At 62.9% G+C, this 23,162-nt stretch carries 25 protein-coding genes, 1 tRNA gene and 1 pseudogene; 23 read left to right on the plus strand and 4 right to left on the minus strand.

The window, feature by feature from the left end:
* Positions 1-40 precede the first annotated feature (40 nt).
* The 11 genes and pseudogenes from hisD to ACEW7X_RS16440 all read left to right on the plus strand — a co-directional run bounded on the left by hisD (position 41) and on the right by ACEW7X_RS16440 (position 7,933).
* Positions 41-1,351, plus strand: coding sequence for a histidinol dehydrogenase (gene hisD, locus ACEW7X_RS16390; RefSeq protein ID WP_420177441.1), 1,311 nt, complete (start codon positions 41-43; stop codon positions 1,349-1,351).
* Positions 1,352-1,379: 28 nt separating this feature from the next.
* Positions 1,380-1,967, plus strand: coding sequence for an imidazoleglycerol-phosphate dehydratase HisB (gene hisB, locus ACEW7X_RS16395; RefSeq protein ID WP_068373162.1), 588 nt, complete (start codon positions 1,380-1,382; stop codon positions 1,965-1,967).
* A gap of 61 nt (positions 1,968-2,028) precedes the next feature.
* Complete coding sequence (gene hisH / locus ACEW7X_RS16400; RefSeq protein ID WP_420177442.1) at positions 2,029-2,694, plus strand: imidazole glycerol phosphate synthase subunit HisH; 666 nt, start codon at positions 2,029-2,031, stop codon at positions 2,692-2,694.
* A gap of 57 nt (positions 2,695-2,751) precedes the next feature.
* Positions 2,752-3,492 carry a 1-(5-phosphoribosyl)-5-[(5-phosphoribosylamino)methylideneamino]imidazole-4-carboxamide isomerase gene (gene hisA / locus ACEW7X_RS16405; RefSeq protein WP_068373167.1) on the plus strand — a complete coding sequence of 247 codons (741 nt, stop codon included), beginning with the start codon at positions 2,752-2,754 and terminating at the stop codon, positions 3,490-3,492.
* Positions 3,489-4,307, plus strand: a complete 819-nt coding sequence (gene hisF, locus ACEW7X_RS16410) for an imidazole glycerol phosphate synthase subunit HisF (protein ID WP_068373170.1) — start codon at positions 3,489-3,491, stop codon at positions 4,305-4,307. The genes hisA and hisF overlap by 4 nt, the downstream gene beginning before the upstream one ends.
* Positions 4,304-4,714: a phosphoribosyl-AMP cyclohydrolase gene (hisI, locus tag ACEW7X_RS16415; protein WP_068373173.1), complete on the plus strand. Its 411-nt coding sequence runs from the start codon at positions 4,304-4,306 to the stop codon at positions 4,712-4,714. Before hisF ends, hisI begins: the two co-directional genes overlap by 4 nt.
* Complete coding sequence (locus tag ACEW7X_RS16420) at positions 4,711-5,052, plus strand: phosphoribosyl-ATP diphosphatase (RefSeq protein WP_068373176.1); 342 nt, start codon at positions 4,711-4,713, stop codon at positions 5,050-5,052. The genes hisI and ACEW7X_RS16420 overlap by 4 nt, the downstream gene beginning before the upstream one ends.
* 97 nt (positions 5,053-5,149) lie before the next feature.
* Positions 5,150-5,386 (plus strand): Sec-independent protein translocase subunit TatA, encoded by a 237-nt coding sequence (gene tatA, locus ACEW7X_RS16425; RefSeq protein WP_068373179.1) that lies wholly within the window; start codon positions 5,150-5,152, stop codon positions 5,384-5,386.
* A gap of 57 nt (positions 5,387-5,443) precedes the next feature.
* Positions 5,444-5,690: pseudogene (gene tatB, locus ACEW7X_RS16430) on the plus strand (Sec-independent protein translocase protein TatB); the annotation flags it as partial.
* A gap of 613 nt (positions 5,691-6,303) precedes the next feature.
* Positions 6,304-6,999, plus strand: coding sequence for a twin-arginine translocase subunit TatC (tatC, locus tag ACEW7X_RS16435; RefSeq protein WP_238591425.1), 696 nt, complete (start codon positions 6,304-6,306; stop codon positions 6,997-6,999).
* 517 nt (positions 7,000-7,516) lie between these two features.
* Positions 7,517-7,933 carry a helix-turn-helix domain-containing protein gene (locus tag ACEW7X_RS16440; RefSeq protein ID WP_130486397.1) on the plus strand — a complete coding sequence of 139 codons (417 nt, stop codon included), beginning with the start codon at positions 7,517-7,519 and terminating at the stop codon, positions 7,931-7,933.
* Positions 7,934-7,986: 53 nt separating this feature from the next.
* Here ACEW7X_RS16440 and ACEW7X_RS16445 read toward each other — a convergent pair whose 3' ends face one another.
* Positions 7,987-9,129, minus strand: coding sequence for a trypsin-like peptidase domain-containing protein (locus ACEW7X_RS16445; protein WP_068373416.1), 1,143 nt, complete (start codon positions 9,127-9,129; stop codon positions 7,987-7,989).
* Positions 9,130-9,151: 22 nt separating this feature from the next.
* Here ACEW7X_RS16445 and ACEW7X_RS16450 point away from each other — a divergent pair, with 22 nt between their 5' ends.
* A complete protein-coding gene (locus ACEW7X_RS16450) occupies positions 9,152-9,928 on the plus strand; it encodes a Nif3-like dinuclear metal center hexameric protein (protein ID WP_130486396.1) in 777 nt (258 codons plus the stop codon).
* A gap of 372 nt (positions 9,929-10,300) precedes the next feature.
* On the opposite strand, the gene mscL is transcribed toward ACEW7X_RS16450, so the two are convergent.
* Entirely contained in the window at positions 10,301-10,759 is a 459-nt protein-coding gene (gene mscL, locus ACEW7X_RS16455; protein ID WP_068373194.1) for a large conductance mechanosensitive channel protein MscL, read from the minus strand.
* Positions 10,760-10,980: 221 nt separating this feature from the next.
* Between mscL and ACEW7X_RS16460 the strand changes: the two genes are divergently transcribed.
* From ACEW7X_RS16460 to ACEW7X_RS16475, 4 genes are all read left to right on the plus strand, one after another.
* Positions 10,981-11,592, plus strand: a complete 612-nt coding sequence (locus ACEW7X_RS16460) for a glutathione S-transferase N-terminal domain-containing protein (protein WP_068373197.1) — start codon at positions 10,981-10,983, stop codon at positions 11,590-11,592.
* Between the two features lie 11 nt (positions 11,593-11,603).
* Positions 11,604-12,053 carry a ClpXP protease specificity-enhancing factor gene (locus tag ACEW7X_RS16465; protein ID WP_127775716.1) on the plus strand — a complete coding sequence of 150 codons (450 nt, stop codon included), beginning with the start codon at positions 11,604-11,606 and terminating at the stop codon, positions 12,051-12,053.
* 58 nt (positions 12,054-12,111) lie between these two features.
* Positions 12,112-12,187, plus strand: a tRNA-Thr gene (locus ACEW7X_RS16470).
* Positions 12,188-12,302: 115 nt separating this feature from the next.
* Complete coding sequence (locus ACEW7X_RS16475) at positions 12,303-12,674, plus strand: hypothetical protein (protein ID WP_068373200.1); 372 nt, start codon at positions 12,303-12,305, stop codon at positions 12,672-12,674.
* Positions 12,675-12,888: 214 nt separating this feature from the next.
* Here the strand turns inward: ACEW7X_RS16475 and ACEW7X_RS16480 are convergent, their stop codons facing one another.
* Positions 12,889-13,833 (minus strand): AEC family transporter, encoded by a 945-nt coding sequence (locus ACEW7X_RS16480; RefSeq protein WP_127775419.1) that lies wholly within the window; start codon positions 13,831-13,833, stop codon positions 12,889-12,891.
* A 144-nt stretch (positions 13,834-13,977) separates the two neighbouring features.
* Positions 13,978-15,612, minus strand: a complete 1,635-nt coding sequence (mdlC, locus tag ACEW7X_RS16485; RefSeq protein ID WP_127775420.1) for a benzoylformate decarboxylase — start codon at positions 15,610-15,612, stop codon at positions 13,978-13,980.
* A 1,093-nt stretch (positions 15,613-16,705) separates the two neighbouring features.
* On the opposite strand from mdlC, the gene ACEW7X_RS16490 reads away from it, so the two are divergent.
* The 7 genes from ACEW7X_RS16490 (at position 16,706) to ACEW7X_RS16520 (ending at position 23,143) form a co-directional block, all read left to right on the plus strand.
* Complete coding sequence (locus tag ACEW7X_RS16490; RefSeq protein WP_415359060.1) at positions 16,706-18,043, plus strand: LLM class flavin-dependent oxidoreductase; 1,338 nt, start codon at positions 16,706-16,708, stop codon at positions 18,041-18,043.
* A gap of 14 nt (positions 18,044-18,057) precedes the next feature.
* A complete protein-coding gene (locus tag ACEW7X_RS16495; protein WP_068373207.1) occupies positions 18,058-18,465 on the plus strand; it encodes an OsmC family protein in 408 nt (135 codons plus the stop codon).
* Positions 18,466-18,511: 46 nt separating this feature from the next.
* Positions 18,512-19,666: an ABC transporter substrate-binding protein gene (locus ACEW7X_RS16500; RefSeq protein WP_165389928.1), complete on the plus strand. Its 1,155-nt coding sequence runs from the start codon at positions 18,512-18,514 to the stop codon at positions 19,664-19,666.
* Between the two features lie 91 nt (positions 19,667-19,757).
* On the plus strand, positions 19,758-20,636 hold the full coding sequence (locus tag ACEW7X_RS16505; RefSeq protein ID WP_238591417.1) for a branched-chain amino acid ABC transporter permease: 879 nt from the start codon (positions 19,758-19,760) through the stop codon (positions 20,634-20,636).
* Positions 20,633-21,625, plus strand: a complete 993-nt coding sequence (locus tag ACEW7X_RS16510) for a branched-chain amino acid ABC transporter permease (protein ID WP_278859278.1) — start codon at positions 20,633-20,635, stop codon at positions 21,623-21,625. The genes ACEW7X_RS16505 and ACEW7X_RS16510 overlap by 4 nt, the downstream gene beginning before the upstream one ends.
* Positions 21,622-22,446 (plus strand): ABC transporter ATP-binding protein, encoded by an 825-nt coding sequence (locus ACEW7X_RS16515; RefSeq protein WP_127775424.1) that lies wholly within the window; start codon positions 21,622-21,624, stop codon positions 22,444-22,446. The genes ACEW7X_RS16510 and ACEW7X_RS16515 overlap by 4 nt, the downstream gene beginning before the upstream one ends.
* The gene (locus ACEW7X_RS16520) at positions 22,439-23,143 is read left to right on the plus strand and encodes an ABC transporter ATP-binding protein (protein WP_068373221.1); all 705 of its coding nucleotides are present in this window, start codon (positions 22,439-22,441) and stop codon (positions 23,141-23,143) included. Before ACEW7X_RS16515 ends, ACEW7X_RS16520 begins: the two co-directional genes overlap by 8 nt.
* Positions 23,144-23,162: the final 19 nt, after the last annotated feature.

Consider the following 23,162-nt stretch of genomic DNA (forward strand, 5'->3'; position numbering starts at 1 on the left):
CTCTAGCGGTTGATGTTCACCAACTGCTGTGTCCGATACCGTGATCAATCGCCTAGACTACCGCTCTCCGGACTTCCGGAGCCGCCTGCGCACGCTGCTTGCTTTCGAAGCCTCCCAGGATGCTGCCATCGAAAACACGACCCGGGACATCCTGGAAGACGTGCGCCTGCGCGGTGATGCCGCCCTGCTGGAATATACCCGCCGTTTCGATCGCGTCGCCGCAGACAGCGTTGCCGAACTGGAAATCCCGCGTGCCGACCTGATCGCCGCACGCGACAGCCTGCCGCCCGACCAGCGCGCTGCGCTGGAAGCCGCCGCCGAGCGCATCCGGGTCTACCACGAGAAGCAGCACGGCGAGAGCTGGTCCTACACCGAGACCGATGGCACCCGCCTGGGCCAGAAGATCACGCCGCTGGACCGCGTCGGCCTGTACGTACCGGGCGGCAAGGCCGCCTACCCGTCATCGGTTCTGATGAACGCCATTCCGGCCAAGGTTGCCGGCGTGCCGGACCTCGTCATCGTCACGCCCACGCCGGACGGCCAGCGCAACCCGCTGGTCCTGGCTGCGGCAGCCATCGCCGATGTCGACCGCGTCTGGGCCATCGGCGGCGCCCAAGCTGTCGCCGCGCTGGCCTACGGTACCGCCGCCATCGCACCCGTGGACAAGATCACCGGGCCAGGCAACGCCTATGTCGCCGCCGCCAAGCGCCGGGTCTTCGGCACCGTGGGCATCGACATGATCGCCGGCCCCAGCGAGATCCTGATCATCTGCGACGGCACCACGCCTGCGGACTGGATCGCCATGGACCTGTTCTCGCAAGCCGAGCATGACGAACTGGCGCAAGCCATCCTGCTGTGCCCCAGCGCCGCCTACCTGGATGAAGTCGCCGCCGCCATCGAGCGCCTGCTGCCCACCATGCCGCGCGCCGAGATCATCCGCAAGAGTCTTTCCGGCCGTGGTGCGCTGATCCTCGTGCAGGACCTGGAACAGGCCTGTGCGATCGCCAATGACATCGCCGCCGAGCACCTGGAAATTTCTACCGAAAATCCCGAATTCTGGGCTGACCGCATCCGCCATGCCGGCGCCATGTTCCTGGGCCGCTACAGCTCCGAATCGCTGGGCGACTACTGCGCCGGCCCGAACCACGTACTGCCCACCTCGCGCACGGCCCGGTTCTCGTCGCCGCTGGGTGTCTACGACTTCCAGAAGCGCTCCAGCATCATCCAGGTTTCCCATGCCGGTGCCCAGACCCTGGGGCCGCTGGCTGCCAGCCTGGCCGACGGCGAAGGCCTGCCCGCCCATGCAGGCAGCGCCCGCTACCGCCTGGAGCCCGGCTCCAGTTCTTCCTGATTTCCTGCTTTTGTCCAGCACGAGTGCCATGCGTACCGCCGAAATTACCCGCAACACCAACGAAACCCGCATCCGCGTGGCCGTCAACCTCGATGGCACCGGCAAGGGCAATCTCGATACCGGGGTTCCTTTCTTCGACCACATGCTGGACCAGATCGTCCGCCATGGCCTGATCGACCTTGACATCAAGGCCGACGGCGACCTGCATATCGACGACCACCACACCGTGGAAGACGTCGGCATCACGCTGGGCCAGGCCTTCGCACAAGCCGTCGGCGACAAGAAAGGCATACGCCGCTACGGCCATGCCTATGTCCCGCTGGACGAAGCCCTGTCGCGCGTCGTGGTCGACTTCTCCGGGCGCCCTGGGCTGTTCTACCATGTGCCCTATACCCGCGCCCGCATCGGCAATTTCGACGTCGACCTTGCGCGCGAGTTCTTCCAGGGCCTGGTCAACCATGCCGGCATTACCCTGCACATAGACAATCTGCGCGGCGAAAACGCCCACCACCAGTGCGAAACCGTTTTCAAGGCCTGTGGCCGCGCGCTGCGCATGGCCCTGGAAGCCGATGAACGCAGCGCAGGCGTGATTCCCTCGACCAAGGGCGTCCTGTAAAAAATATGGCGCCGCGCTTGGCGGCGTCAGTACATTCCACTCTCAACCGGCCAACTGACTCGTGAATACGATCGCCATCGTTGATTACGGCATGGGCAATTTCCATTCCGTCGCCCGTGCCTTGCGCCATGCCGCGCCGGACGCGAATATCCAGATATGCAACCAGGCCGCTGCCATCGACGCCGCCGACCGCATCGTCTTTCCCGGCCAGGGTGCCATGCCCGACTGTATGCGCACACTGGAACAATCCGGCCTGCTGGATGCCGTCCTGCGCGCGGCACGCAACAAGCCGCTGCTGGGTGTCTGCGTGGGCGAGCAAATGCTGTTCGAGCACAGCGAAGAAGGCAACACGCCCGGCCTGGGCCTGCTGCCCGGCAAGGTGCGCCGCTTCCAGGGCGCCGGCTTTGCCGCGCCGCTGGACGGCCAGCCCCGCGTACCCCAGGCGCACGATGCCCTGAAAGTCCCGCACATGGGCTGGAACCCGGTGCGCCAGGAGCGCCCGCACCCGCTCTGGGCCGGCATTGCCGACCAGACCGCGTTCTATTTCGTCCATAGTTATTACGCAGTACCCGCTGACGCCGCGCTGATCGCGGGCAGCAGCGAATACGGCCTGCGCTTTACCTGCGCCGTCGCCCGTGAGAATCTGTTCGCAGTGCAGTTCCATCCAGAAAAAAGCGCGGCACCGGGCTTGCGTCTTTACCGCAATTTTGTAGACTGGAAACCTTGAACCAAGACGGGCGCAGCGCTCGCGCCCGGCCCACTTCCCTACATTACTTCTGACATCATGCTGCTGATCCCCGCCATCGACCTCAAAGACGGCCAATGCGTCCGCTTGCGCCAAGGCGATCTCGATGACGCCACCGTCTTCTCCACGGAACCCGCCGCCCAGGCACAGCACTGGCTGGATCAGGGCGCACGCCGCCTGCATCTGGTCGACCTGAACGGGGCAGTCGCGGGCAAACCGCGCAACGAAGCCTCCATCCGCGCCATCGTCAAGGCCGTCGGCGACGAGATTCCGGTGCAAATCGGTGGCGGCATCCGCGACCTGGACACCATCGAGCGCTACCTGGACTTCGGTATCCGCTACGTCATCATCGGTACGGCCGCCGTCAAGAACCCCGGCTTCCTGCAGGATGCCTGCAGCGCCTTCCCGGGCAGCGTGATCGTCGGCCTGGACGCCAAGGATGGCAAGGTCGCCACCGACGGCTGGAGCAAGCTTACCGGCCAGAACGTCGTCGATCTTGCACGCAAGTTCGAGGATTATGGCTGCGAAGCCATCATCTACACCGATATCGGCCGCGATGGCATGCTCTCCGGCGTGAACATCGAAGCCACGGTACGCCTGGCCAACAGCGTGCGCATCCCCGTCATCGCCTCCGGCGGCGTCACCGACCTGACCGACATCGAAGCGCTGTGCGCCGTCGAGCAGGAAGGCGTCTCCGGCGTGATCCTGGGCCGCAGCATCTATGAAGGCACCCTGGACTTCGCCGCCGCCCAGGACCTGGCCGACGAACTTCAGCCATGAGCGCGGACACCTCCTCCAGCGCCGCCAGCGGCCTGACGCGCCGCATCATCCCCTGCCTGGATGTCACCGCCGGGCGCGTGGTCAAGGGGGTCAACTTCGTCAACCTGGTCGATGCCGGCGACCCCGTCGAAATCGCCCGCCGCTATGACGCCCAGGGCGCTGACGAACTGACCTTCCTCGACATCACCGCCACCAGCGACGGCCGCGACCTGATCCTGCCCATCATCGAGCAGGTCGCATCGCAGGTCTTTATCCCGCTGACGGTTGGCGGCGGCGTGCGCGTGGTTGCCGATATCCAGCGCCTGCTCAATGCCGGCGCCGACAAGGTGTCGATCAACAGCGCCGCCATCACCAACCCCGAACTGGTACGCGATGCCGCCGATTACCACGGCTCGCAATGCATCGTCGTGGCCATAGATGCCCGGCGCGCACCGGATGCGGCGGATGGCACGCCGCGCTGGGAGGTTTACAGCCATGGCGGCCGCAAGGCCACCGGCCTGGATGTCGTCGAATGGGCGCGCCGGATGGCAAGCTACGGCGCCGGTGAAATCCTGCTGACCAGCATGGACCGCGACGGCACCCGTTCCGGCTTCGACCTGGCCCTGACCCGCGCCGTCTCCGATGCTGTGCCGGTCCCCGTCATCGCCTCCGGCGGCGTGGGTGGCCTGCAGGATCTGGCCGATGGCCTCACCGAAGGCGGCGCCAGCGCCGTGCTTGCCGCCAGCATTTTCCACTATGGCCAGCATACCGTCGGCGAAGCCAAGGCCTACCTGGCCGAACGCGGCATCCCTGTCCGCCTGGAGGCACGCCCATGAGCACGCAATTACCCGCCTGGCTGGCCCAGGTGGCCTTCGACGAGCAAGGCCTGATCCCTGCCATCGCCCAGGATGCCGCCACTGGCCGTATCCTGATGTTCGCCTGGATGAACCAGGCGTCCCTGAGCGAAACCGTCGCGACCGGGGTCGCCGTATACTGGTCTCGTTCGCGCAACAAGCTGTGGCGCAAGGGAGAATCTTCCGGCCATACCCAGCATGTGCGGGAAATCCGGCTGGATTGCGACAACGACGTCATCCTGCTGCAGGTGGAACAGCATGGTGGCATCGCCTGCCACACCGGCAGGGAAAGCTGCTTCTACCAACGCCTGGAAGGCCAGGACGATCAGGCACGCTGGGTCACGACCGACCCCGTACTGAAAAACCCCGACGACATCTACCACTCATGAACAACGCATCCGAAATCCTGCGCCGCCTGGCAGACACCCTGGAAAGCCGCTTGCCCGCCCACGGTGGCGACCCGGCCAGCTCCTACACTGCCAAGCTGCTCCACAAGGGCCCGGATGCTTTCCTGAAGAAAATCGGCGAAGAAGCCACGGAAGTCGTCATGGCCGCCAAGGACAATGACGCCGAAAAACTGGTCTACGAAACCGCAGACCTTTGGTATCACAGCCTGGTAGCGCTAACATATTATGGCAAGCGTCCGGAAGACGTACTTGCGGAGCTGGCGCGCCGCGAAGGCCTCTCCGGCCTGGAAGAAAAGGCCAGCCGGCCCCTTGAGTCATAATGCTGTCATCCAGTTGGGTAGAATGGTGGCCTTCGAACTCGCAATACATGGGCGACGCCTAGCGTGCCCATCCATCTGACCCGCACGGAGAATCCACATGGGTAGCTTCAGTATCTGGCATTGGTTGATCGTCCTGCTGATCGTCGCTTTGGTGTTCGGCACCAAGAAGCTGCGTAACATCGGCCAGGATCTTGGTGGCGCCGTCAAGGGCTTCAAGGACGGCATGAAGGAAGCCTCCTCGGAAAGCGACGAGAAGATCGACGCCCCGACCCCGCGTGTCAGCCAGGGTGAAACCATCGACGTCCAGGCACGCGAAAAGACTGGCGACAAATAAACGCGGTTTGCTCGCTATTCCTGGCAACGCCTGACAACCTCTATCGCCTGACGTTCAATGTTCGATATCAGTTTCACAGAACTGCTGGTCATCGGTGCCGTGGCGCTGGTCGTGATCGGCCCGGAACGGTTGCCCCGGGTGGCCCGTACCGTCGGCCATCTGCTCGGCCGCGCCCAGCGCTATGTCAGCGACGTCAAATCGGACATCCAGCGCGAAATGGAGCTCGATGAGCTGAAGAAATTCAAAGCTCATATGGATGAAGCCGCCAGCAGCCTGAAAACCTCGCTGCGCGAGGCGGAAAGCAGCATCCGCCAGCCGCTGGACCAGTTCCAGGATGAAGTGTCGAAACTGGCCAGCAACGCCACGGCCATGCCGAAGCAGGATTCCCCATCCTCGCCCGACACCGCACTGCAAGGTCCGGCCGCGCCGGCCGCCACGGCGGAAAATGGCACGCCTGGCGCTGAGGCAGCCGCCCCGGCTTCCGGCAACCCGGTCGCCTCCATCGCGGTGCCGGCTGCTGTCCCGGCAGCGACGCCGGCCCAGGCTCCGACGTCCCCCCCCGTCCAGGCGGAGGCCCAGGCACCTGCACCTGCACCTGCAACCGATGTTGCGCCGCCTGCGGCTGCCGCGCCAGTCATTGCGGACACGGTAGCCGCCACACCAGCACCAGCGGTGGCACCATCCTCCCCTGCCGTTGCAGCCGCTGCGGTTGCCTCCCTGCCTGCTGCGACGCCCGCCGCGGCCCCGGTAAACGCAGCGCAAGCGTCTCAGGATGCCGCCGCACCGTCGTCCGAAGCCAAACCGGCTTCTTCCTCTGCCACGCCCCCCTCATCTCCCCCCGGTAACGCGTCGTGACAGAAGAACAATTGCAGCAAGATAGCTTCATATCGCATTTGGTCGAACTGCGTTCACGCCTGATGAAGGCAGGGGCTGCCGTCCTGGCCTGCTTCCTGGTCCTGTTCATCTGGCCGGGTGCGTCCGCGATCTATGACATCCTGGCGCAACCCATGCTCGACGCACTGCCCCAGGGCACGCGCATGATCGCCACCGGCGTCATCACGCCCTTCATGGTGCCGGTCAAGGTCACCATGCTGCTGGCCCTGGTCATCGCACTGCCCGTGGTGCTCTACCAGGCCTGGGCCTTTGTCGCGCCCGGGCTGTATCGCCATGAAAAACGCCTGGCCCTGCCGCTGATCATCTCCAGCACGCTGCTCTTCCTGTCCGGCATGGCGTTCTGCTATTTCGTCGTCTTCAAGACGGTATTCCAGTTCATCGCCTCGTTCGCTCCGCAGTCCATCACGCCTGCGCCTGATATCGAAGCCTATGTCGGCTTCGTCATGACCATGTTCCTGGCATTCGGCATTACTTTCGAAGTACCGGTCGCAGTCGTGCTGCTGTTGCGCACAGGCCTGACCACGCTCGACAAGCTCAAGCAGGCGCGAGGCTACGTCATTGTCGGCGCCTTCATCATCGCCGCGGTCGTCACCCCGCCGGATGTCGTCAGCCAGTTCATGCTGGCCGTGCCACTGTGCCTGCTCTATGAAGTCGGCCTGTTGCTCGGGCGCTTCATTACCAAGCCCACCAAGGAAGACAACGGCGAACTGATGCCCTGACGCCGCTCCCTGGCGCCATGGCCAACGGCACCGGCTCTTCGCTGCCTATTTATCCGCAATAACATACTCTACAACACCATCACCAACGATGGCGGCGCACTGGGCAGCAGCCTGCTGGCCGCCCTGGCGCTACTGGCCGCCACGGCGCGCCGGTTGCCTGCCCGCCGTGGCCAGGCTGGCGCATAGACCCTCCGGCCAGGCGTGCACCGATTGCCCGACCTGGCAGCCTCGCAGCCGGGAGCCGGAGCAAGGTTATCCAATGGATTTCCACAGCTTACCCAAAGCCTTTTCACAACATAGACACAAGCTTGTACACAGGCTTATCCCTGGACTTATCCACACGCTGGTGCGCCTGCGCCATGCGGGCAAGCGTCCATGGCATGCCCCGCTGCCCAGGTGATTCCCGCCATAGCGCAACCGGCGCCTATCGGCACAGGGACAAATCCAGCACCCCTATCTACTCAACAGTATGCTAATTTAAATAGATCCTATTCTCAGATAATGCCGAATCCGCCGCATGAGCTTTCCACAACGCCTGACCAGCATGATGCGCAGGCGCGGCATACGCAGCCAAAGCCAGTTGGCACGCCTATGCGGCGTCTCCCAGTCGTCCATTCATCGCATGCTGTATCTCGACGGCTATGCGCCGAAACTGGCGACCCTGAAGAGAATCGCCGCGGCACTGGATACCAGCGTGCCCTGGCTGCTGGACGGAGATATCGCCACGGCCTGCCACCCTGCCGCACCAGGCCACCCCATCCTGCATGGCGACGTCTTGCGCATCATGACTTTGCTGCATCCCTTGCCGCAAGCCCGCCAGCAGTACATCTGGCAACGTCTGCACCAGCTGGCTGCAGACGCCTGCCGGGAAGAGCCTGGTCCGGAATGCATCCAACGGGCGGCCAGGCACGGCTGTCAGGGTCAAGAGGAATGATAAGGGGCACACAAGCGCAACCCCTAGCGGCTGCGACCTGGGGCCGCCCCGGTTCACTCCACCGGCGCCACGGCATCGGGCGCCACGGGCCGGGTGCCGATTTCTACCGAGAGCCGGATGCGTTTGCCGTTGCGCAGCAGTTCCCAGACAACTTTGGTGCCCGGCGGCAATTGCGCGATCCGGTTGAGCACCTCCGTGGTCCGCACCACCGGCTTGTCGTCCAGGCTCAGTAGTATGTCGCCCACCTGCATGCCGGCACGATGAGCCGGCCCGTCGCGCAAGACCGCTGCGACGATGACGCCTTCCTGCTTGTCCATGCCGAAGGCCCGCGCCAGGTCTGCGGTCATGTCTTGCGTTTCCAGACCCATCCAGCCGCGCCGCACGATGCCATGCTGAATGATCTCCTGCATGATGGACAAGGCGCTGCTGATGGGAATCGTGAAACCTATCCCCAGCGAACCGCCCGTTTTGGAATAAATGGCAGTGTTGATACCCACCAGCACCCCATTGGAATCGACCAATGCGCCACCAGAATTGCCCGGGTTGATGGCCGCATCCGTCTGGATGAAATTCTCATAGGTATTGATGCCCAGGCCGGTACGCCCCACGGCGGAAACAATCCCCATCGTGGTCGTTTGCCCAAAGCCGAACGGGTTGCCGATAGCCAGCACAATCTCCCCAACCTCCAGCGGCTGCCGCTGAATGGACTCGAAATACGGCAGGTTCTTGCCATCTATCTTGAGCACGGCCAAGTCGGTTTCCGGGTCTGCGCCTATCAGCCGGGCCTTGAAGCGGCGGCCATCGTGCAAGGCAACCTCTATCGAATCCGCAGCGCGCACGACGTGATGATTGGTCAGTACATAGCCGTCCTTGCTGGCCATCACGCCGGACCCCAGGCTGTTGCGCTCCTGTTCTTCGCTGAGTCCGGGCATCATGCCGAACAGCTCGCGCAACACGGGGTCGTCAGGCAGCGGAATCAAGGGCACGTTCACGCGCTGGGTGGTGTAGATATTCACGACCGCAGGCGCTGCACGCTCAACGGCATGGGCGAAGGAGACCGGCGCCCCCCGCCCTTCCTGCGACGCGGCCGATTCGCCGCCTGGCCGCAGCCACTCCGGCTTGAGAATGGACAGGACGAACAGGACTGCCAGGCAGAAAACGACAGTTTGCGAGAAAATCAGCCAAAGACGACGCATGGACATTTAGGAATCACAAACGATGAATCAGATTCAAACACAGGATTTGCTGCAGTGGCTGGACCAGACACTGGAAAGCGCACGATTCAAGGATTATTGCCCCAATGGGCTGCAAGTAGAAGGCCGCCCGGTCATTCGTCGCCTGGTCAGCGGCGTGACCGCCTCCGAAGCCCTGCTGCGCGCAGCCGTGGAACGTGGAGCCGATGGCGTGCTGGTGCACCATGGCTGGTTCTGGCGCAATGAGGATGCGCGCATCAGGGGCATGAAAAAACGCCGCATTGCGCTGGCGATCGAATATGACCTCAATCTGCTGGCCTACCACCTGCCGCTGGACGCGCACCCGGTACTGGGCAATAACGCGCAACTGGCTCACATCCTTGGCCTGGAGCCTGACCGTCACACCGATGGCGCGCCCCAGACCTGTGGGCCTGACAACCTGATCTGGCTGGGCCAGGCACCCGGCATCGACACCATCGCGGCGCTGGAAGCCCGCATCGCCGAGCGGCTGCAACGCCCGCCGGTGATCGCCGGCGACCGCAAGCAGGCGCCCGGCCGGATTGCTTGGTGCACAGGCGGCGCACAAGGTTTCTTCGAAGCAGCGCTGGAAGCCGGCGCGCGCACCTTCATTACCGGTGAAATATCGGAACCCAGCGCCCACATCGCCGCCGAAAATGGCGCAACCTTCATCAGCGCCGGCCATCATGCCACGGAACGCTATGGCGTCCAGGCACTGGGACAGGCCATCGCCGGAAAATTCGGTATTCAGGTGGAATTCATTGATTTACCCAACCCGGCCTGAATGCGATTTCACTCTTGACCAGGACATTAGCCTCGCTCTGGCCCTTGCTCTCCGAATGGCCTAAACCCTGTGAAGAACTTCGGCCTAAAGGCCGAAGCTTCTCCACCACGATATAGGGGCGCCTGCGGCGCCGTATGGATATTGCCTCGCTCGACCCCGGCCTGAAGTCCGGGGCTTGCGCTTAGGCACGTGGTCAAAGCATTATCTGTGCTGAACCGCCACATCCAGCTCGCCCTCCCTAGGCACGCATAGACAGGACCCGCAACATGAACAGCCCCTCGAAAGTTGGATGTAATCCAACTTTCGAGGGGCTGTTCAGACGCGGCGCTGTTTCAGGGATGTCGCCACCAGAAGCGACAACGTCAGGCGAACTTACTTCTTCAGCAGGTCGCGGATCTCGCGCAGCAGCACAACATCATCCGGCGTAGGTGCGGGTTCTTCCGCCACTGCCTCTTCCTTGGCTTCGGCGGTGCGGCGCACGCGGTTGATGGCCTTGACCATCCAGAAAATCACGAAGGCCAGCAGGATGAAGTTGATCAGGATCGTGAGGAAGTTCCCCCACGCCAGCACCACAGCACCGGCCGCCGTCAGGTCGGCGTAGGTCATCGGCCCGGTGTAACCGTCAGGGGCGGACAGCAGCAGGAACTTGTTGGTGAAATCCACCGAACCGCCCAGGATGAAATTCACCAGCGGCATGATCACGTCTTTCACCAAGGAATCGACGATCTTGCCGAATGCGCCGCCGATAATCACACCGACCGCCAGGTCCACGACGCTGCCCTTCAGGGCAAATTCGCGAAACTCTTGCAAAATACCAGTCTTTTGACTCATAAAAATTCCTCGCAGTATCGCCCGGGACGGGACAGGCGCTATGATAGCGTCTGTAGAATCGTCCCGAAGAGTGTGTCTGGCAAAATCACATTTTTTTTGCCGCCTGGCTTGTTCAGCCATATCTCCGGGATGCAAACTGCAGCCTATGCGCGCCTGAGTCAGCACAGACCAAGCGCATGCCTGTTTCCGCAGTTCAAAAGTATAAGGATGGACTCTCCGTTATGATGGTGCTCTATTCCGGGACCACTTGCCCGTTCTCGCAACGTTGCCGCTTCGTGCTGTTCGAAAAGGGCATGGACTTCGAAATCAAGGACATTGACCTCTTCAACAAGCCTGAGGACATCGCTGTCATGAACCCTTACGGCCAGGTGCCCATCCTGGTCGAGCGCGACCTCGTGCTGTACGAATCGAACATCATCAACGAGTACATCGACGAACGCTTCCCCCACCCGCAACTGATGCCCGCGGACCCGCTGATGCGCGCCCGCACCCGCCTGTTCCTCTACAACTTCGAGAAGGAACTGTTCAGCTGCGTCTCCGTGCTGGAAGACCGCACCGGGCGCTTCGATGCCGCACGCCAGGAGCGCGCCCGCAACGACATCCGCGACCGCCTGGCCCAGCTGGCGCCGGTCCTGGTGAAGAACAAGTTCATGCTGGGCGAGGAATTCTCCATGCTCGACGTCGCCATCGCACCGCTGCTCTGGCGCCTGGACCACTACGGCATCGAACTGCCCAAGACCGCCGCTCCGATCCAGAAGTATGCTGAACGCATTTTCTCCCGGCCGGCCTACATCGAAGCGCTGACCCCCTCCGAAAAGGTCATGCGCCGCTAATGACGACAGCCATGCAGGAAACCTCCACCAAGCCCTATCTGTTGCGCGCTCTGCACGAGTGGTGCACGGATAACGGCTATACGCCGCATATCGTCGTCCAGGTCGATGAAAACACGCAAGTCCCGCGTGCCTACATCCGCGACGGCCAGATCACCCTCAACGTCGGCACGCTGGCCACCCATAACCTGCGCATCGACAATGATTGGATTTCCTTCCAGGCGCGCTTCAATGGCGTCACGGAAGACATCTGGGTGCCGGTGGCGGTAGTCACCGCCATCTACGCGCGTGAAACCGGTGCCGGCATGGGCTTCGAAGTACAGGAATACGAAACCGGCCGCGGCGACGCCGCGGCCGAAGGCAGCAAGGCCCCAGCCGATGCCGCCCCGGCCGCAGAAAAGCCGGCGGACGAACCCTCGCCCGCTGGCGGCAAGCGCCGTTCCCACCTGTCAGTCGTCAAATAAGAAGGCCCCAGCCCGGCTGCATTTCCATGCCGGGCTGCTACAATGGTGCCCGCACCGTGCCGGCGTAGCTCAGTTGGTAGAGCAGCTCACTTGTAATGAGAAGGTCGAGGGTTCGATTCCTTTCGCCGGCACCATATCAGCATTCCCAGCAGTCCACAGCAGCATACAAACCCGCACCAGCGCTGGCTCTGCGGGTTTTTTTGTCTCCAACAGAGTCTTGCCATACCATCATTGCCACTGGCATTTTTGATGGTATCCGATGAAAAACCATCAACCCAGCCGCAAGATACCATTACCCTAGGCAAGCTACGCATGCAGGCGGGCCTGCAGGCCAATGTCGACGGTGTACCGACCTACAAGCTGGCCAAACAGCACGACGACGAAATGCGGATCTGCGAGTCCTGGATCGCGATTGACGAAGACTTTACCAACCAGACTACGGCACTGGCAGGCGGCACGCCACCTATGCCTCGTTCGCAAGTGATCCATACTCGAATCGGTAAAGCCCGAGTATTGCGCGACAAGGCAACGCTCGCAGCCAGCACCGTGCTAGCGACGCCTAGCGTAAACCCGTCGGATCCGGGCATTACGTCGCCGGCATCACATGCTGAGAAAAACTGATGTCCTGACACCCAGCAGAATCCCCAGCCACCTACCTGTGACGGTACTTTTTAAAATTAAAACCACCAAACATAGAAATTACGTAGCTTTCAAACCACTGTTTCATTCCTTTCGCCCCAAAAGATTCACGCAAAAATAACCCGCATCAGAAAGCTGACGCGGGTTATTTTCTGACGAAAGCCTCCTGCCTCCTTCAGCGGCAGGCCCTTGTGTGTCAGGCCGTCAGCCAGATGAAAAGCCCCATCGTCAGAATTGACAGGATGGTGCTCCAGAACAGCGTCGAGGCCATTTCCTGGGTGCCGCACTTGTATTCCACGGCGAAGATCACGGCGATGGAGGCGGTGGGAATGGCCAGCGTGACGGCGACCAGGCCGCGTTCGACTGGCGGCACGCCTACCGCCAGCATGATGGCCAGGATGATGCCGGGCAGGATCAGGTTCTTGCCGATGACGTTGATGATGACCGGCAAGGAAAGGCTGACCTTCTGCGAGAACAGCACGATACCGACGGCAAACAGCGCGACGCCGCCCGTGGCCTGGCCCAGCAGAGTAAACGAGCCCTTCAGCGAACGCGGCAGTTCCAGGCCGGCCAGCAGCAGGATGAAGGCCAGCACGGGCGCCCAGACCACCGGTTGCCTGATGGCGTTGAGCAGGCTGTCGCCAGCAATGGCCAGGGCGCTTTTCTTGGCTGCGCCGGCTTCCTGTTTGTTGCCGACCAGGAAGATCAGTGCAAGCGGTACCTGTACCAGATTCATCAACAGGCTGCCGGTGGCGATGGCGATATCGGCGTTGTTGGGATAGAGCACGCCCAGCACCGGCGTGCCGATGAAAGGCACGGCCGGGCCGGCGATGGCGATGGCGCGCAGCGCTGCAAGCTGCGCCGTGGACCGGAACACAAGCAGCGATAGCGCAAACACGATGACCAGGCCGCCGACCATGCCGACGGCTGTCCAGACGAACAGCGGCACATTCTGCGTGATGGCAGCCAGCGGCGTACTGAGAATGCCGGCGAACAGCATGAGGGGCAAGGCATACAGCATGACCATGCGGTTGAGCACGGTCGCCTGGTCCTGCGAAAAGCTGCGTTCCCAGCCAGCGAAGTAACCCAGCATCAGGGTGACGACGATGGGCAGCAAGGCGGTGACGATGGTTTCCAACATGACGGTGGATCTCCGTTCGGGAGGGAGGAAGAAGGCACGCGCAAGCCCGGCCTGCCCCCGTCAGGGAAGGCAGGCCGGATGCGTGCCGCCAGGCGCGGCCGGCAGCCTATGCTGCCGGCCTGTGCCCTCAGGCTGCGAGCAGGATCAGAGCAGGGGCGGAATGGTTGGCAGCACCGGCACTTCCAGCACCGTCGGGCCCTTGCGGCTGAATGCCTCGGTGCACACGGCGCGGATTTCATCTGTGGTAGTGGCCCGCACGCCATGGGCGCCATAGCCGTTGGCCAGCGCGACGAAATCCAGGCCAGGCAAGTCCAGGCCGGGCACGCCCGGGGTTTGCTCGAGTTCGGCAAACGACTTGAGGATGCCGTACTGGCCATTACGCGGCACGACGAACAGGATGGGCAGCTCGTGCTGGACCGCCGTCCAGAGCCCCTGGATGGAGTACTGGAACGAGCCGTCGCCAATAATGGCCAGCACGGGGCGATTGCGTCCGCTGTCGCGCTCCGCCAGCGCCAGGCCGACACTGGCCGGCAGGTTCCAGCCCAGGCTGCCGCTGGCAAAGGTATAGAACGAATCCGGGCGGTCCACCGGCCAGGCCGTATGCAGTTCACCCAGGTTGGACGGGGACTCCTCCACCAGGACGGTTTCCGCAGGGGTAGCGGCGCGCAGGGCCTGGAACAGCGTCAGCGCCGACAAGGTTTCCCCCTGGCCGGCAGTTTCGACGCTGGCCGCCGGATGCGGCGCCAGGCCGTGCGGCTGGCGCGTGACCGGCGTTGCAGGCGCGGAACGGCCCGCGACCAGCTTTTCCAGGGCTTCCAGGGACAGCACGGCATCGCCCAGCAGGCTGTCGCCCACCGGCGCGCGGCCGGATTCGGACGGGTCGTCGGTAATATGCAGCAGGCGCAGGCCTTCCGGCAGGTAGTCGCCTTCCACATAGGGGTAATAGCGGAATACCGGCGCGCCGATGACGATGGCTAGGTCATGGCCCTTGAGTTTCCTGGACAAAGGCCCGATGGCGAACGGCAGGCCGCCGCTATAAAGCGGATGGGTTTCCGGGAACGGCGGACGTTCAGAGGCTGGTGCGGCATACACATGGGCCTGCAGCTTTTCCGCCAACGCAATCGCCTGTTGCCAGCCATCGCCACGCGCAATGGCAGAACCGTAGATCAGGGCGGGATTACTGGCACGCGACAGGGCCTGTGCAAATTCCGCGATACGGTCGGGATCAGGCGCGATGCGGGTCGTGACTGACCGGACGACAGCCGGACCGGCAGCAGGCTTGTCCCAATCATCCAGCGGAATGGACAGGAACACTGGGCCAGCCGGAGGCTGCATGGCCATCGCATAGGCGCGCATGAACGCGGCCGGTACGTCTTCGGCGCGCACCGGTTCGTAGCTCCACTTGACCCAGGGCTTGGGCAGCAGCGACGGTTCCACGTTGGTCAGCCAGGGCTCCATCAGCAGCATATCGCGCGTCTGGTTGCCGGCCGTGATGATCAGCGGCGTCTTGTTCTGCGATGCCGTCAGGATATTGCTCATCGCATTACTCAATCCGGCCGATGTATGCACGTTCACGATCGCGGGGCGGCGCGTCGCCTGTGCAAAGCCGTCCGCGGCGCCAACCGCAGAAGACTCATGCAGGGTCTGGATGTAGCGGAAGTCTTCGGGGAAATCCTTAAGAAAGGTTTCCTCGGTGGAGCCGGGATTGCCGAACATCGTCGTCAGGCCCAGGTCTCGCAGCAGTTGAAAAGTCACGTCACGGATCGTTTTGTCTGACATTTTAACTCCGACTGTTCCGGATAATAAGGGTGGGAATTTCTGCCAGCCCTTTTTCCTGGCAGGCAGATCAATGCCTAATGTACAGTCAAAAACAAATAGCAGAAATGCGTAATTGCCATGAATTGAAAATATCGCACAACCTGTCGCAATTTTAATAAAAACAGTATTCCAGAAATATTCACAACGACCTGAACGCCGAGATTTCCAGATAAACAAGCGTCAATTCATGACACAAATCAAAAAGGCCGGAAAATATCCGGGAACTTACTGAAACTTCATGAAACGACACTGACACGGCTGCCGTTTCACCAGTGAATCTCAAGCTGCCTTCACCGCACCAACTCACTGCGCCCATGCGGCCGAAACGCAGTTCAAGGCACCTTCCTCAGCCCTGCCTGACGAGATGACAGGCTTTGCCGTCAGTCCTTCTGCCAGACGCGTCACCGGTATACCGACAATGACTGATTCCCGTATCCAGAACAAAATAGCCGGTTCACCAGGCAAGTGAAACCCATTATCTTTTTCAACTCACTGAGATCAGTACAGCCCGAAAGATACCGCTGCCATTTCAACGGCAATTATTTCCGAAGATTTTCGTTCCTCGCCACGCAGGGAATTTCCAGGAATGTATCTCCCAGAAAATGACGACAAGACAGATACGCAGATTGGAAATTGCCAGTTTGGGATCATTATCTTGCCAGCCAGGCAATCATTGATATCGGAATTGATTCCATGGCATGAAAACATGCCGCATGACCGAAGCCATGCAGCGGGTACGCGCAACCTTGCAACAGCTCACCGGCCTGTGCACGGCCTGTCTGGCCTGAAAATCGTGCATCGTTGCCTCTTGCCGGATCGTCCGGCATGCGCCCCTGTCAGGCCAAGCAGCTGATTCATATAACAAAAAGTCAGTACATAACAGTTCTATATTTTCTTATTTCCACTCCGTCTGATTGCAAAAGCTGGCCGTTGATATGATCGGTTCCAGTTCATCCGTGCCCGCCTGCGCAACGCTCACCGCACCGAGCCAGACCTGTCTTTTCCGGTCGTGAAATGGCCCCGGCACGCCGCTTTTACGCTTTCAGGCTTTCCCATGACTACCTCCCGCGATTCGGCCATGCATTTGGCAGCGTTTGCACTTGCCGGGCCGGTTTCCGGCGTTCATGGCGGCTGGCGCCACCCTGCTGCCGACACCCATCTGCTCTCCGCAAGCTATTACACCCAGCTCGGCCAACTGCTCGAGCAGGGCCGCTTCGACATGCTGTTCCTGGCGGATATCCTGGCAATTCCCCGGCGCCACGGCGGCAGCCTGGAAAGCCAGCTCAAGTTCGGCGCGCTGGGCGCGTTGCGGCTGGACCCGATGACAGTGCTGGCGCTCATTGCCGGCAACACGCGCCATCTGGGCCTGGCCAGTACGATTTCGACCTCCTATTTCGATCCATATACCGTGGCGCGTTCGCTGGCCACGCTGGACCACCTGAGCGCCGGCCGCTCCGCCTGGAATATCGTGACGTCGTTCCAGCAGGCCGAGGCAGCCAACTTCGGCCGCCAGGACCAGCTCAGCCGCGACGAGCGCTATGACCGCGCGGAAGAATTCGTGGAAGTGGCCTGTGAGCTGTGGGACAGCTGGGCGGACGACGCCCTGGTGCTGGACAAGCAAGGGCCGCTGTTTGCCGACCCCGCCAAGGTTCGTTCTATCGACCACCAGGGCAAGTGGTTTTCGGTGCAGGGCCCGCTGAATGTCAGCCGTCCGCCGCAAGGCCGCCCGGTCTTCATTCAGGCCGGCGCCTCCGGCCGTGGCCGCGATTTCGCCGCACGCTGGGCCGATGTGATTTTCGTCACCCATTCCTCGCTGGATTCCGCCCAGGCGTTCTATGCCGAAATGAAGGAACGCGCACGCAGCCATGGCCGCGACCCGGACACGCTGAAGATCCTGCCGGGCATCGTGCCCATCGTCGGCGAGACCGAAACCATCGCCCTGGAACAGGAACGGCTGCTCAAGGACCTGACCGACCCGGATGCCGGGCTCTCCACGCTCTCCTACCACCTGGACATAGACCTGTCCCAGTTCGAACAGGACGCCGTCCTGCCGGAACTGGATGTCCCCGGGGTGCAGGGCCATTACAAGGAAGTGGCGGAGCTCACGCGCCGCAGCGGCATCGGCCTGCGCGAACTGGGCCACCGCTATGGCATCGGCCCGTTGCGCGATTTCGTCGGCGCAGCCGACAAAGTGACGGAGAACCTGCGCCACTGGTACGAGGCCCGCGCCTGCGACGGCTTCATGATCCAGGTGCCCTATCTTCCCGGCGGCCTGGAAAGCTTCGTGCGCCTGGTCATCCCGCAGTTGCAGGACCTGGGCCTGTTCCGCAAGGAATACAAGGGCACGACGCTGCGTGACCATCTCGGGCTGGCTCGCCCGGAACGCCGCTGAACACAGGAAGCACCATGGCAACCATAGACAGCACCAGCCGACTTTCGGCCCAGGCCGGCCGCTTCCTGCTCAACGCCCGCGACCAGCACCTGGTGGTCGATGCCTCCCCCGGCCGTGGCGGCCAGGGCCAGGCCTGGCAAGCCGCCGAATTACTGCTGGGCGCACTGCAGACCTGTTCCCACGCCGTCATCGACGACGAAGCACGGCGCCGGGGCTGGCTGCATTACGGGCTGGAGATCCACGCCCAGTGCGAAGCCGATGAAACCCGCCCCGGCCACTACCGCTATATCGAGCTCAAGTACCGCTTCTCCGGCCTGACACAAGCCCAGGCGGAGGAACTGGTGCGGGTCTTCACCGATGTGTGTCCGATCTACGGTTCGCTTTCCCGGGGCGCCCCCGTTACCTTGCGCGTCCTTGCCTGACCGGGCGCCTGCCCGCCGTTCCCTGCCTTTTCCTTCGGTCCTAGCCATGTCCTACAAATTCCTGCTGCGCGGCCTGCTGGCCACCACCCTCGCCTTCGGCGCTTCTGCCATGGCTGCCGACACCTACCGCATCGGCACGATCCTTTCGACCACCGGCCCCGCCGCCTTCCTGGGCGAAGACATGAAGGCCGGGATGGAAATCGCCATCGAAGAAATCAATGCGGCAGGCGGCATAGACGGCCACCCGGTGCAGTGGGTCTTCTACGACGCCGAGAGCCAGACCAACAAGGCCCTGACAGCCACCCGCCGCCTGCTATCCCAGGACAAGGTGGACATCATCGTCGGCGGCGGCAACATGAGCGGCATCGCGCTGGCGATGGTGCCCTTGAGCGCCCAGGCCAAAACCCCTTTCATTTCCACGGAAGGCGCGCTGTCCATCGTCGATCCGGTGGCGCAACGGCCCTGGGCATTCAAAAGCACGGTGGACGACCGCCAAGTGTTCGAACGCCTGAAGGACTACTTCGACAAGAAAGGCATTACCCGCGTCGCGCTGCTGCATGACACCAGCGGTTTCGGCCAGGCCGCAGCCGAAGAACTCAAGCGCCTGGCCCCCGAACTGGGACTGACGGTCAGCTTCGAAGCCTTCGCCCCCAGCGATACCGACCTGACGCCGCAACTGACACGCATCAAGAACAGCGATGCGCAGGCCGTCCTGTGCTGGACCGTGACACCCGCCGGCGTCATCTTCAACAAGCAGGCGACGCAGTTGGGCCTGACAGACCGCGAGCTGATCCACAGCTACGGCTTCGTGTCGCAGAAATACATGGAGCTGGCGGGCGATAGCGCCAGCAACGTCCTGCTGGTTTCGGTGAAATTCCCTGTCGGGGCCGACCTGCCGGACAGCGACAGCCAGAAGGCTGCCATCGAGGAATTGACGCGCAAGTTCGAAGCCAGGTACGGCCGCAAGCCCAACCAGTATGTAGCGCAAACCTATGACGCCATCCAACTGGCGCGCCACGCGCTGCAAACCAGCCAGGGCGACAAGGAAAAGACGCGGCAGGCCCTGGAACAGATCCAGGATTTCCATGGCGTGGGCGGCAGCTTCAACTTTTCGCCGGAGCGCCATTCCGGGCTGTCCAAGAGTGACATCGTCCTGATCAACTGGGAAGACGGCGCCTTCCGCCTGCACGACTATCAGTAACCGCGCAGGGCCGCTACCGGCCTTGCCGCCATGCCCCGGCCGGCTGCACGCGGCAGGCCGGGGCATGGCCCCACATGTCAGGATTGCCACCGTGGACAGTTCCACCCTGCAAATCATTCTTTCCGGTCTGGGCACAGGCAGTATCTATGCCCTGATCGCCGTCGGCTTCAACATCATTTTCAAGAGCACCGGCGCGTTGAATTTCGCGCAGGGCGAATGGGTCATGATGGGCGGCCTGCTCGCCGCCTTTTGCTTCAATGATGCCCAGATGCCCGTCTGGCAGGCCTGCCTGCTCGCCGGGCTGGCCGTGGCCGTCATCGGCGGGTTGACCGAACGGCTGCTGATCCGGCCGCTGCTGAACCAGACCCCGTTCGCCATTACCCTGGTTACCGTCGGTATCGCCCTGCTGTCCAAGAGCCTGGTGATGCTGAGCCTGGGCAAGAACCCGGTGGGCTACCCCGGCCTGTCGCAAACAGCCTTCGTGCCGCTCTGGGGCGCCAGCGTTGCCACGCAAACGCTATGGATACTGGGCATCACCCTGGTGTTCATGATCCTGGCGCAGCTGTTCTTCAACCATACCCGCTGGGGCTGCGCCATGCGCGCAGCCGCCGCCAATCCGGCCGCAGCCGCGCTGGTCGGCATCCGCCACCACCGTGTCGTACTCGGCTCCTTCATCATCGCCGCCGCCGTCGGCGGGCTGGCAGGCACCATCATCACGCCGCTCACGCTGATGTCCTACGACAGCGGCGCCATGCTGGGGTTCAAAGGCTTCAGCGCAGCCATGCTAGGCGGCCTGGGCAGCCTGTTCGGCGCCACGCTGGGCGGCCTGCTGCTGGGCCTGCTGGAAGCGCTGGTCAGCGGCTTCATCACCTCACAATTCAAAGATGCCGCCGCCTTCCTGGTGCTGCTGCTGGTCCTGGTACTGCGGCCACAGGGCCTGCTGGGCAAGGCGGAGGTCACCAAGCTATGAACGCCACGCCTCTCGGTCACCGCGACCGCACCCCTGCCGTGCTGCTGGTGCTCTGGGCCCTGCTGCTGGCCTGGCCCTGGATCGCGCCCAACGATTATCTGCTCAGCCTGGGCGGCACATTCTTCATCAACCTGCTGCTGATCGCCAGCCTGAACCTGCTGGTGGGCTATACCGGCCTGACCTCGCTGGCCCATGCGGCGTTCTGGGGCATAGGCGCCTATGCCAGCGGCATGCTGGCGGTGCACCTGGCCGTCTCACCCTGGCTGGGCACGTTGGCCGCCATGCTGGCCTGCGGCCTGTTTTCCGTCTTGATAGGCTGGCCCACGCTGCGCCTGTCCGGCCACTACCTGGCCATGGCCACACTGGGTTTCAATGCCATCGTTTCCGTCCTGCTGGTCGGCCTGGTGGCCTGGACCGGCGGGCCCAACGGGCTGATCGGCATCCCGCCCTATATGCTCGGCAGCCTGGATCTCTCCCTGCCGGACAACTTCTACCTGCTGTGCTGGCTGGTCGTGGGCCTGGTCATGCTGAGCCTGTCCTTCCTGCGACGCTCACGCACCGGCCGCGCGCTGCGGGCCATCCGCTCCAGCGATATCGCCGCCGCCTGCATGGGCATTCCCGTATTGCGGCAAAAATTGGCGATCTTCGTGCTGGCCAATATGCTGGCTGGGCTGGCGGGCGCTCTCTATGCCCACCAGAACCTGTTCATCTCGCCAGACTCCTTCTCGTTCTCCACCTCCATTCTGCTGCTGGTCATGGTGGCAGTTGGCGGGTTCGGGCAATATTGGGGAGCATTCTTCGGCGCGCTGATTTTCACTGCCCTGCCTGAACTGGTACGCAGCTTCCACGATACTGAACTGCTGATCCTGGGGGCCGCCATGATTCTGGTAGTGGGCTTTATGCCCGGCGGCATCGCAGGCGGCCTGACAGGCTGGCTGGCGCGGCGGCGGGCCGTCCCGCCTGCCGGCCGGAACGGAGCCCAGCCATGAGCCCGACCACGAGCTCTGCCACCCGCCAAGCCACCGGCCAGGCCGTCCCCGGCGCGCCCCTTCTGGACGTCCGGCAGGTCAGCAAGCATTTCGGCGGCCTGGCCGCCGTCGATGGCGTGTCCCTGCAAGTCCGGCGTGGCGATATCCATGCCCTGATCGGGCCGAACGGCGCAGGCAAATCCACGCTCTTCAACCTCATCACCGGCGTCAATCCCGTCACGGGCGGCAGCATCCGTTTCCTGGACCAGTCCATCGAAACCCTGCCGCCCCATGCGCGTACTCGCCTGGGCATGGCCCGCACTTTCCAGAACCTGCAGATATTCCCGGACATGAGCGTGCTGGAAAACGTCATGGTGGGCCGCCACGTCCGTACCCGCAGCACGCTGTTCGACGCCTTGCGCCACGCCAGACGCCAGCGCGAGGAAAATGCCGCCGGCGAAGCCCGGGCCATGGCACTGCTGGAGCAACTGGGGCTGGCGGAGAAAGCCTGGCAGCCGGCGCAGTCCCTCAGCTACGGCGAAGGCAAGCTCATGGAAATCGCTCGCGCCATGGCGTCGGAACCCACGCTGGTGCTGCTCGACGAACCGCTGGCAGGCTTGCCCGCCGATGCCATCGAGCGCGCCGAGCAAGCCATCCGCGGGCTCAATCGCCAGGGCGTCACCATCGTGCTCGTGGAACACAATGTGCGGGTCGTCATGCGCCTGTCCGACCATATTTCCGTGCTCAACAACGGCAGGCTCATCAGTGAAGGCTCCCCGGAACAGGTGCGCCATGACCCGGCCGTACTCGACGCCTACCTGGGGGAAGGCAGCCATGCTTGATATCAAGGGTGTATCCACCTGGATAGGCGCAGCACAGATCCTGCACGGCATAGACCTGCACCTGCAGCCTGGAGAAATCGTCTGCCTGCTGGGCGCCAACGGCGCAGGCAAGTCGACCATCATGAATACGCTGGCCGGCCTGCGCCAGCATCGCCAGGGTTCCATCATGCTGGACGGCCAGCCCCTGGACGGTCTGGATGCCGCCCGGCGCGTCCAGCGCGGCCTGGCCCTGTCACCGGAAGGCAGGCAGGTTTTCGCGCCGCTCAGCGTCAAGGAAAACCTGATGATGGGTGCCTACAGCCGCCACGACACGCGGCAAGTCAGGACGGATTTCGCCCAGGTACTGGAACGCTTCCCCAAGCTCGCGCAGCGGCTGGCGCAACAGGCGGGCACGCTCTCGGGCGGCGAGCAGCAGATGCTGGCCATCGGCCGTGCCTTGATGAGCCGCCCGCGCCTGCTGCTGCTCGACGAGCCGTCACTGGGACTGGCGCCTAAAATCGTCGCGGAAATCTTCGACGCCATCGCGCAGCTGCGCGACCAGGGCGTGGCCGTACTGCTGGCCGAGCAAAACGCCTACATGGCCTTGCGGATTTCCCGCCGCGCCTACGTCTTGAGCGAAGGCCGCATCGTCAGGCAGGGCAACAGCGACGAACTGGCCCGGGACCCGGCGATACAACAGGCCTATCTGGGCATCTAGCGGCCCTAGGCTCGCACAG

Source organism: Kerstersia gyiorum (assembly GCF_048595715.1).
GTDB classification, from domain to species: domain Bacteria; phylum Pseudomonadota; class Gammaproteobacteria; order Burkholderiales; family Burkholderiaceae_B; genus Kerstersia; species Kerstersia gyiorum.

Excerpts from the sequence above, each read along its gene's own strand:
- ACEW7X_RS16515 (WP_127775424.1), top strand. The coding sequence starts at position 21,622 with ATGAGCCCGACCACGAGCTCTGCCACCCGCCAAGCCACCGGCCAGGCC.
- ACEW7X_RS16420 (WP_068373176.1), top strand. The coding sequence starts at position 4,711 with ATGAACAACGCATCCGAAATCCTGCGCCGCCTGGCAGACACCCTGGAA.
- ACEW7X_RS16480 (WP_127775419.1), bottom strand. The coding sequence starts at position 13,833 with ATGTTGGAAACCATCGTCACCGCCTTGCTGCCCATCGTCGTCACCCTG.
- ACEW7X_RS16440 (WP_130486397.1), top strand. The coding sequence starts at position 7,517 with ATGAGCTTTCCACAACGCCTGACCAGCATGATGCGCAGGCGCGGCATA.
- ACEW7X_RS16475 (WP_068373200.1), top strand. The coding sequence starts at position 12,303 with ATGGTATCCGATGAAAAACCATCAACCCAGCCGCAAGATACCATTACC.
- ACEW7X_RS16460 (WP_068373197.1), top strand. The coding sequence starts at position 10,981 with ATGATGGTGCTCTATTCCGGGACCACTTGCCCGTTCTCGCAACGTTGC.
- hisB (WP_068373162.1), top strand. The coding sequence starts at position 1,380 with ATGCGTACCGCCGAAATTACCCGCAACACCAACGAAACCCGCATCCGC.
- tatA (WP_068373179.1), top strand. The coding sequence starts at position 5,150 with ATGGGTAGCTTCAGTATCTGGCATTGGTTGATCGTCCTGCTGATCGTC.
- ACEW7X_RS16450 (WP_130486396.1), top strand. The coding sequence starts at position 9,152 with ATGAATCAGATTCAAACACAGGATTTGCTGCAGTGGCTGGACCAGACA.
- hisI (WP_068373173.1), top strand. The coding sequence starts at position 4,304 with ATGAGCACGCAATTACCCGCCTGGCTGGCCCAGGTGGCCTTCGACGAG.
- mdlC (WP_127775420.1), bottom strand. The coding sequence starts at position 15,612 with ATGTCAGACAAAACGATCCGTGACGTGACTTTTCAACTGCTGCGAGAC.
- ACEW7X_RS16510 (WP_278859278.1), top strand. The coding sequence starts at position 20,633 with ATGAACGCCACGCCTCTCGGTCACCGCGACCGCACCCCTGCCGTGCTG.
- mscL (WP_068373194.1), bottom strand. The coding sequence starts at position 10,759 with ATGAGTCAAAAGACTGGTATTTTGCAAGAGTTTCGCGAATTTGCCCTG.
- ACEW7X_RS16445 (WP_068373416.1), bottom strand. The coding sequence starts at position 9,129 with ATGCGTCGTCTTTGGCTGATTTTCTCGCAAACTGTCGTTTTCTGCCTG.
- hisA (WP_068373167.1), top strand. The coding sequence starts at position 2,752 with ATGCTGCTGATCCCCGCCATCGACCTCAAAGACGGCCAATGCGTCCGC.
- ACEW7X_RS16490 (WP_415359060.1), top strand. The coding sequence starts at position 16,706 with ATGACTACCTCCCGCGATTCGGCCATGCATTTGGCAGCGTTTGCACTT.
- hisF (WP_068373170.1), top strand. The coding sequence starts at position 3,489 with ATGAGCGCGGACACCTCCTCCAGCGCCGCCAGCGGCCTGACGCGCCGC.
- tatC (WP_238591425.1), top strand. The coding sequence starts at position 6,304 with ATGAAGGCAGGGGCTGCCGTCCTGGCCTGCTTCCTGGTCCTGTTCATC.
- ACEW7X_RS16495 (WP_068373207.1), top strand. The coding sequence starts at position 18,058 with ATGGCAACCATAGACAGCACCAGCCGACTTTCGGCCCAGGCCGGCCGC.
- ACEW7X_RS16520 (WP_068373221.1), top strand. The coding sequence starts at position 22,439 with ATGCTTGATATCAAGGGTGTATCCACCTGGATAGGCGCAGCACAGATC.
- ACEW7X_RS16465 (WP_127775716.1), top strand. The coding sequence starts at position 11,604 with ATGCAGGAAACCTCCACCAAGCCCTATCTGTTGCGCGCTCTGCACGAG.
- ACEW7X_RS16500 (WP_165389928.1), top strand. The coding sequence starts at position 18,512 with ATGTCCTACAAATTCCTGCTGCGCGGCCTGCTGGCCACCACCCTCGCC.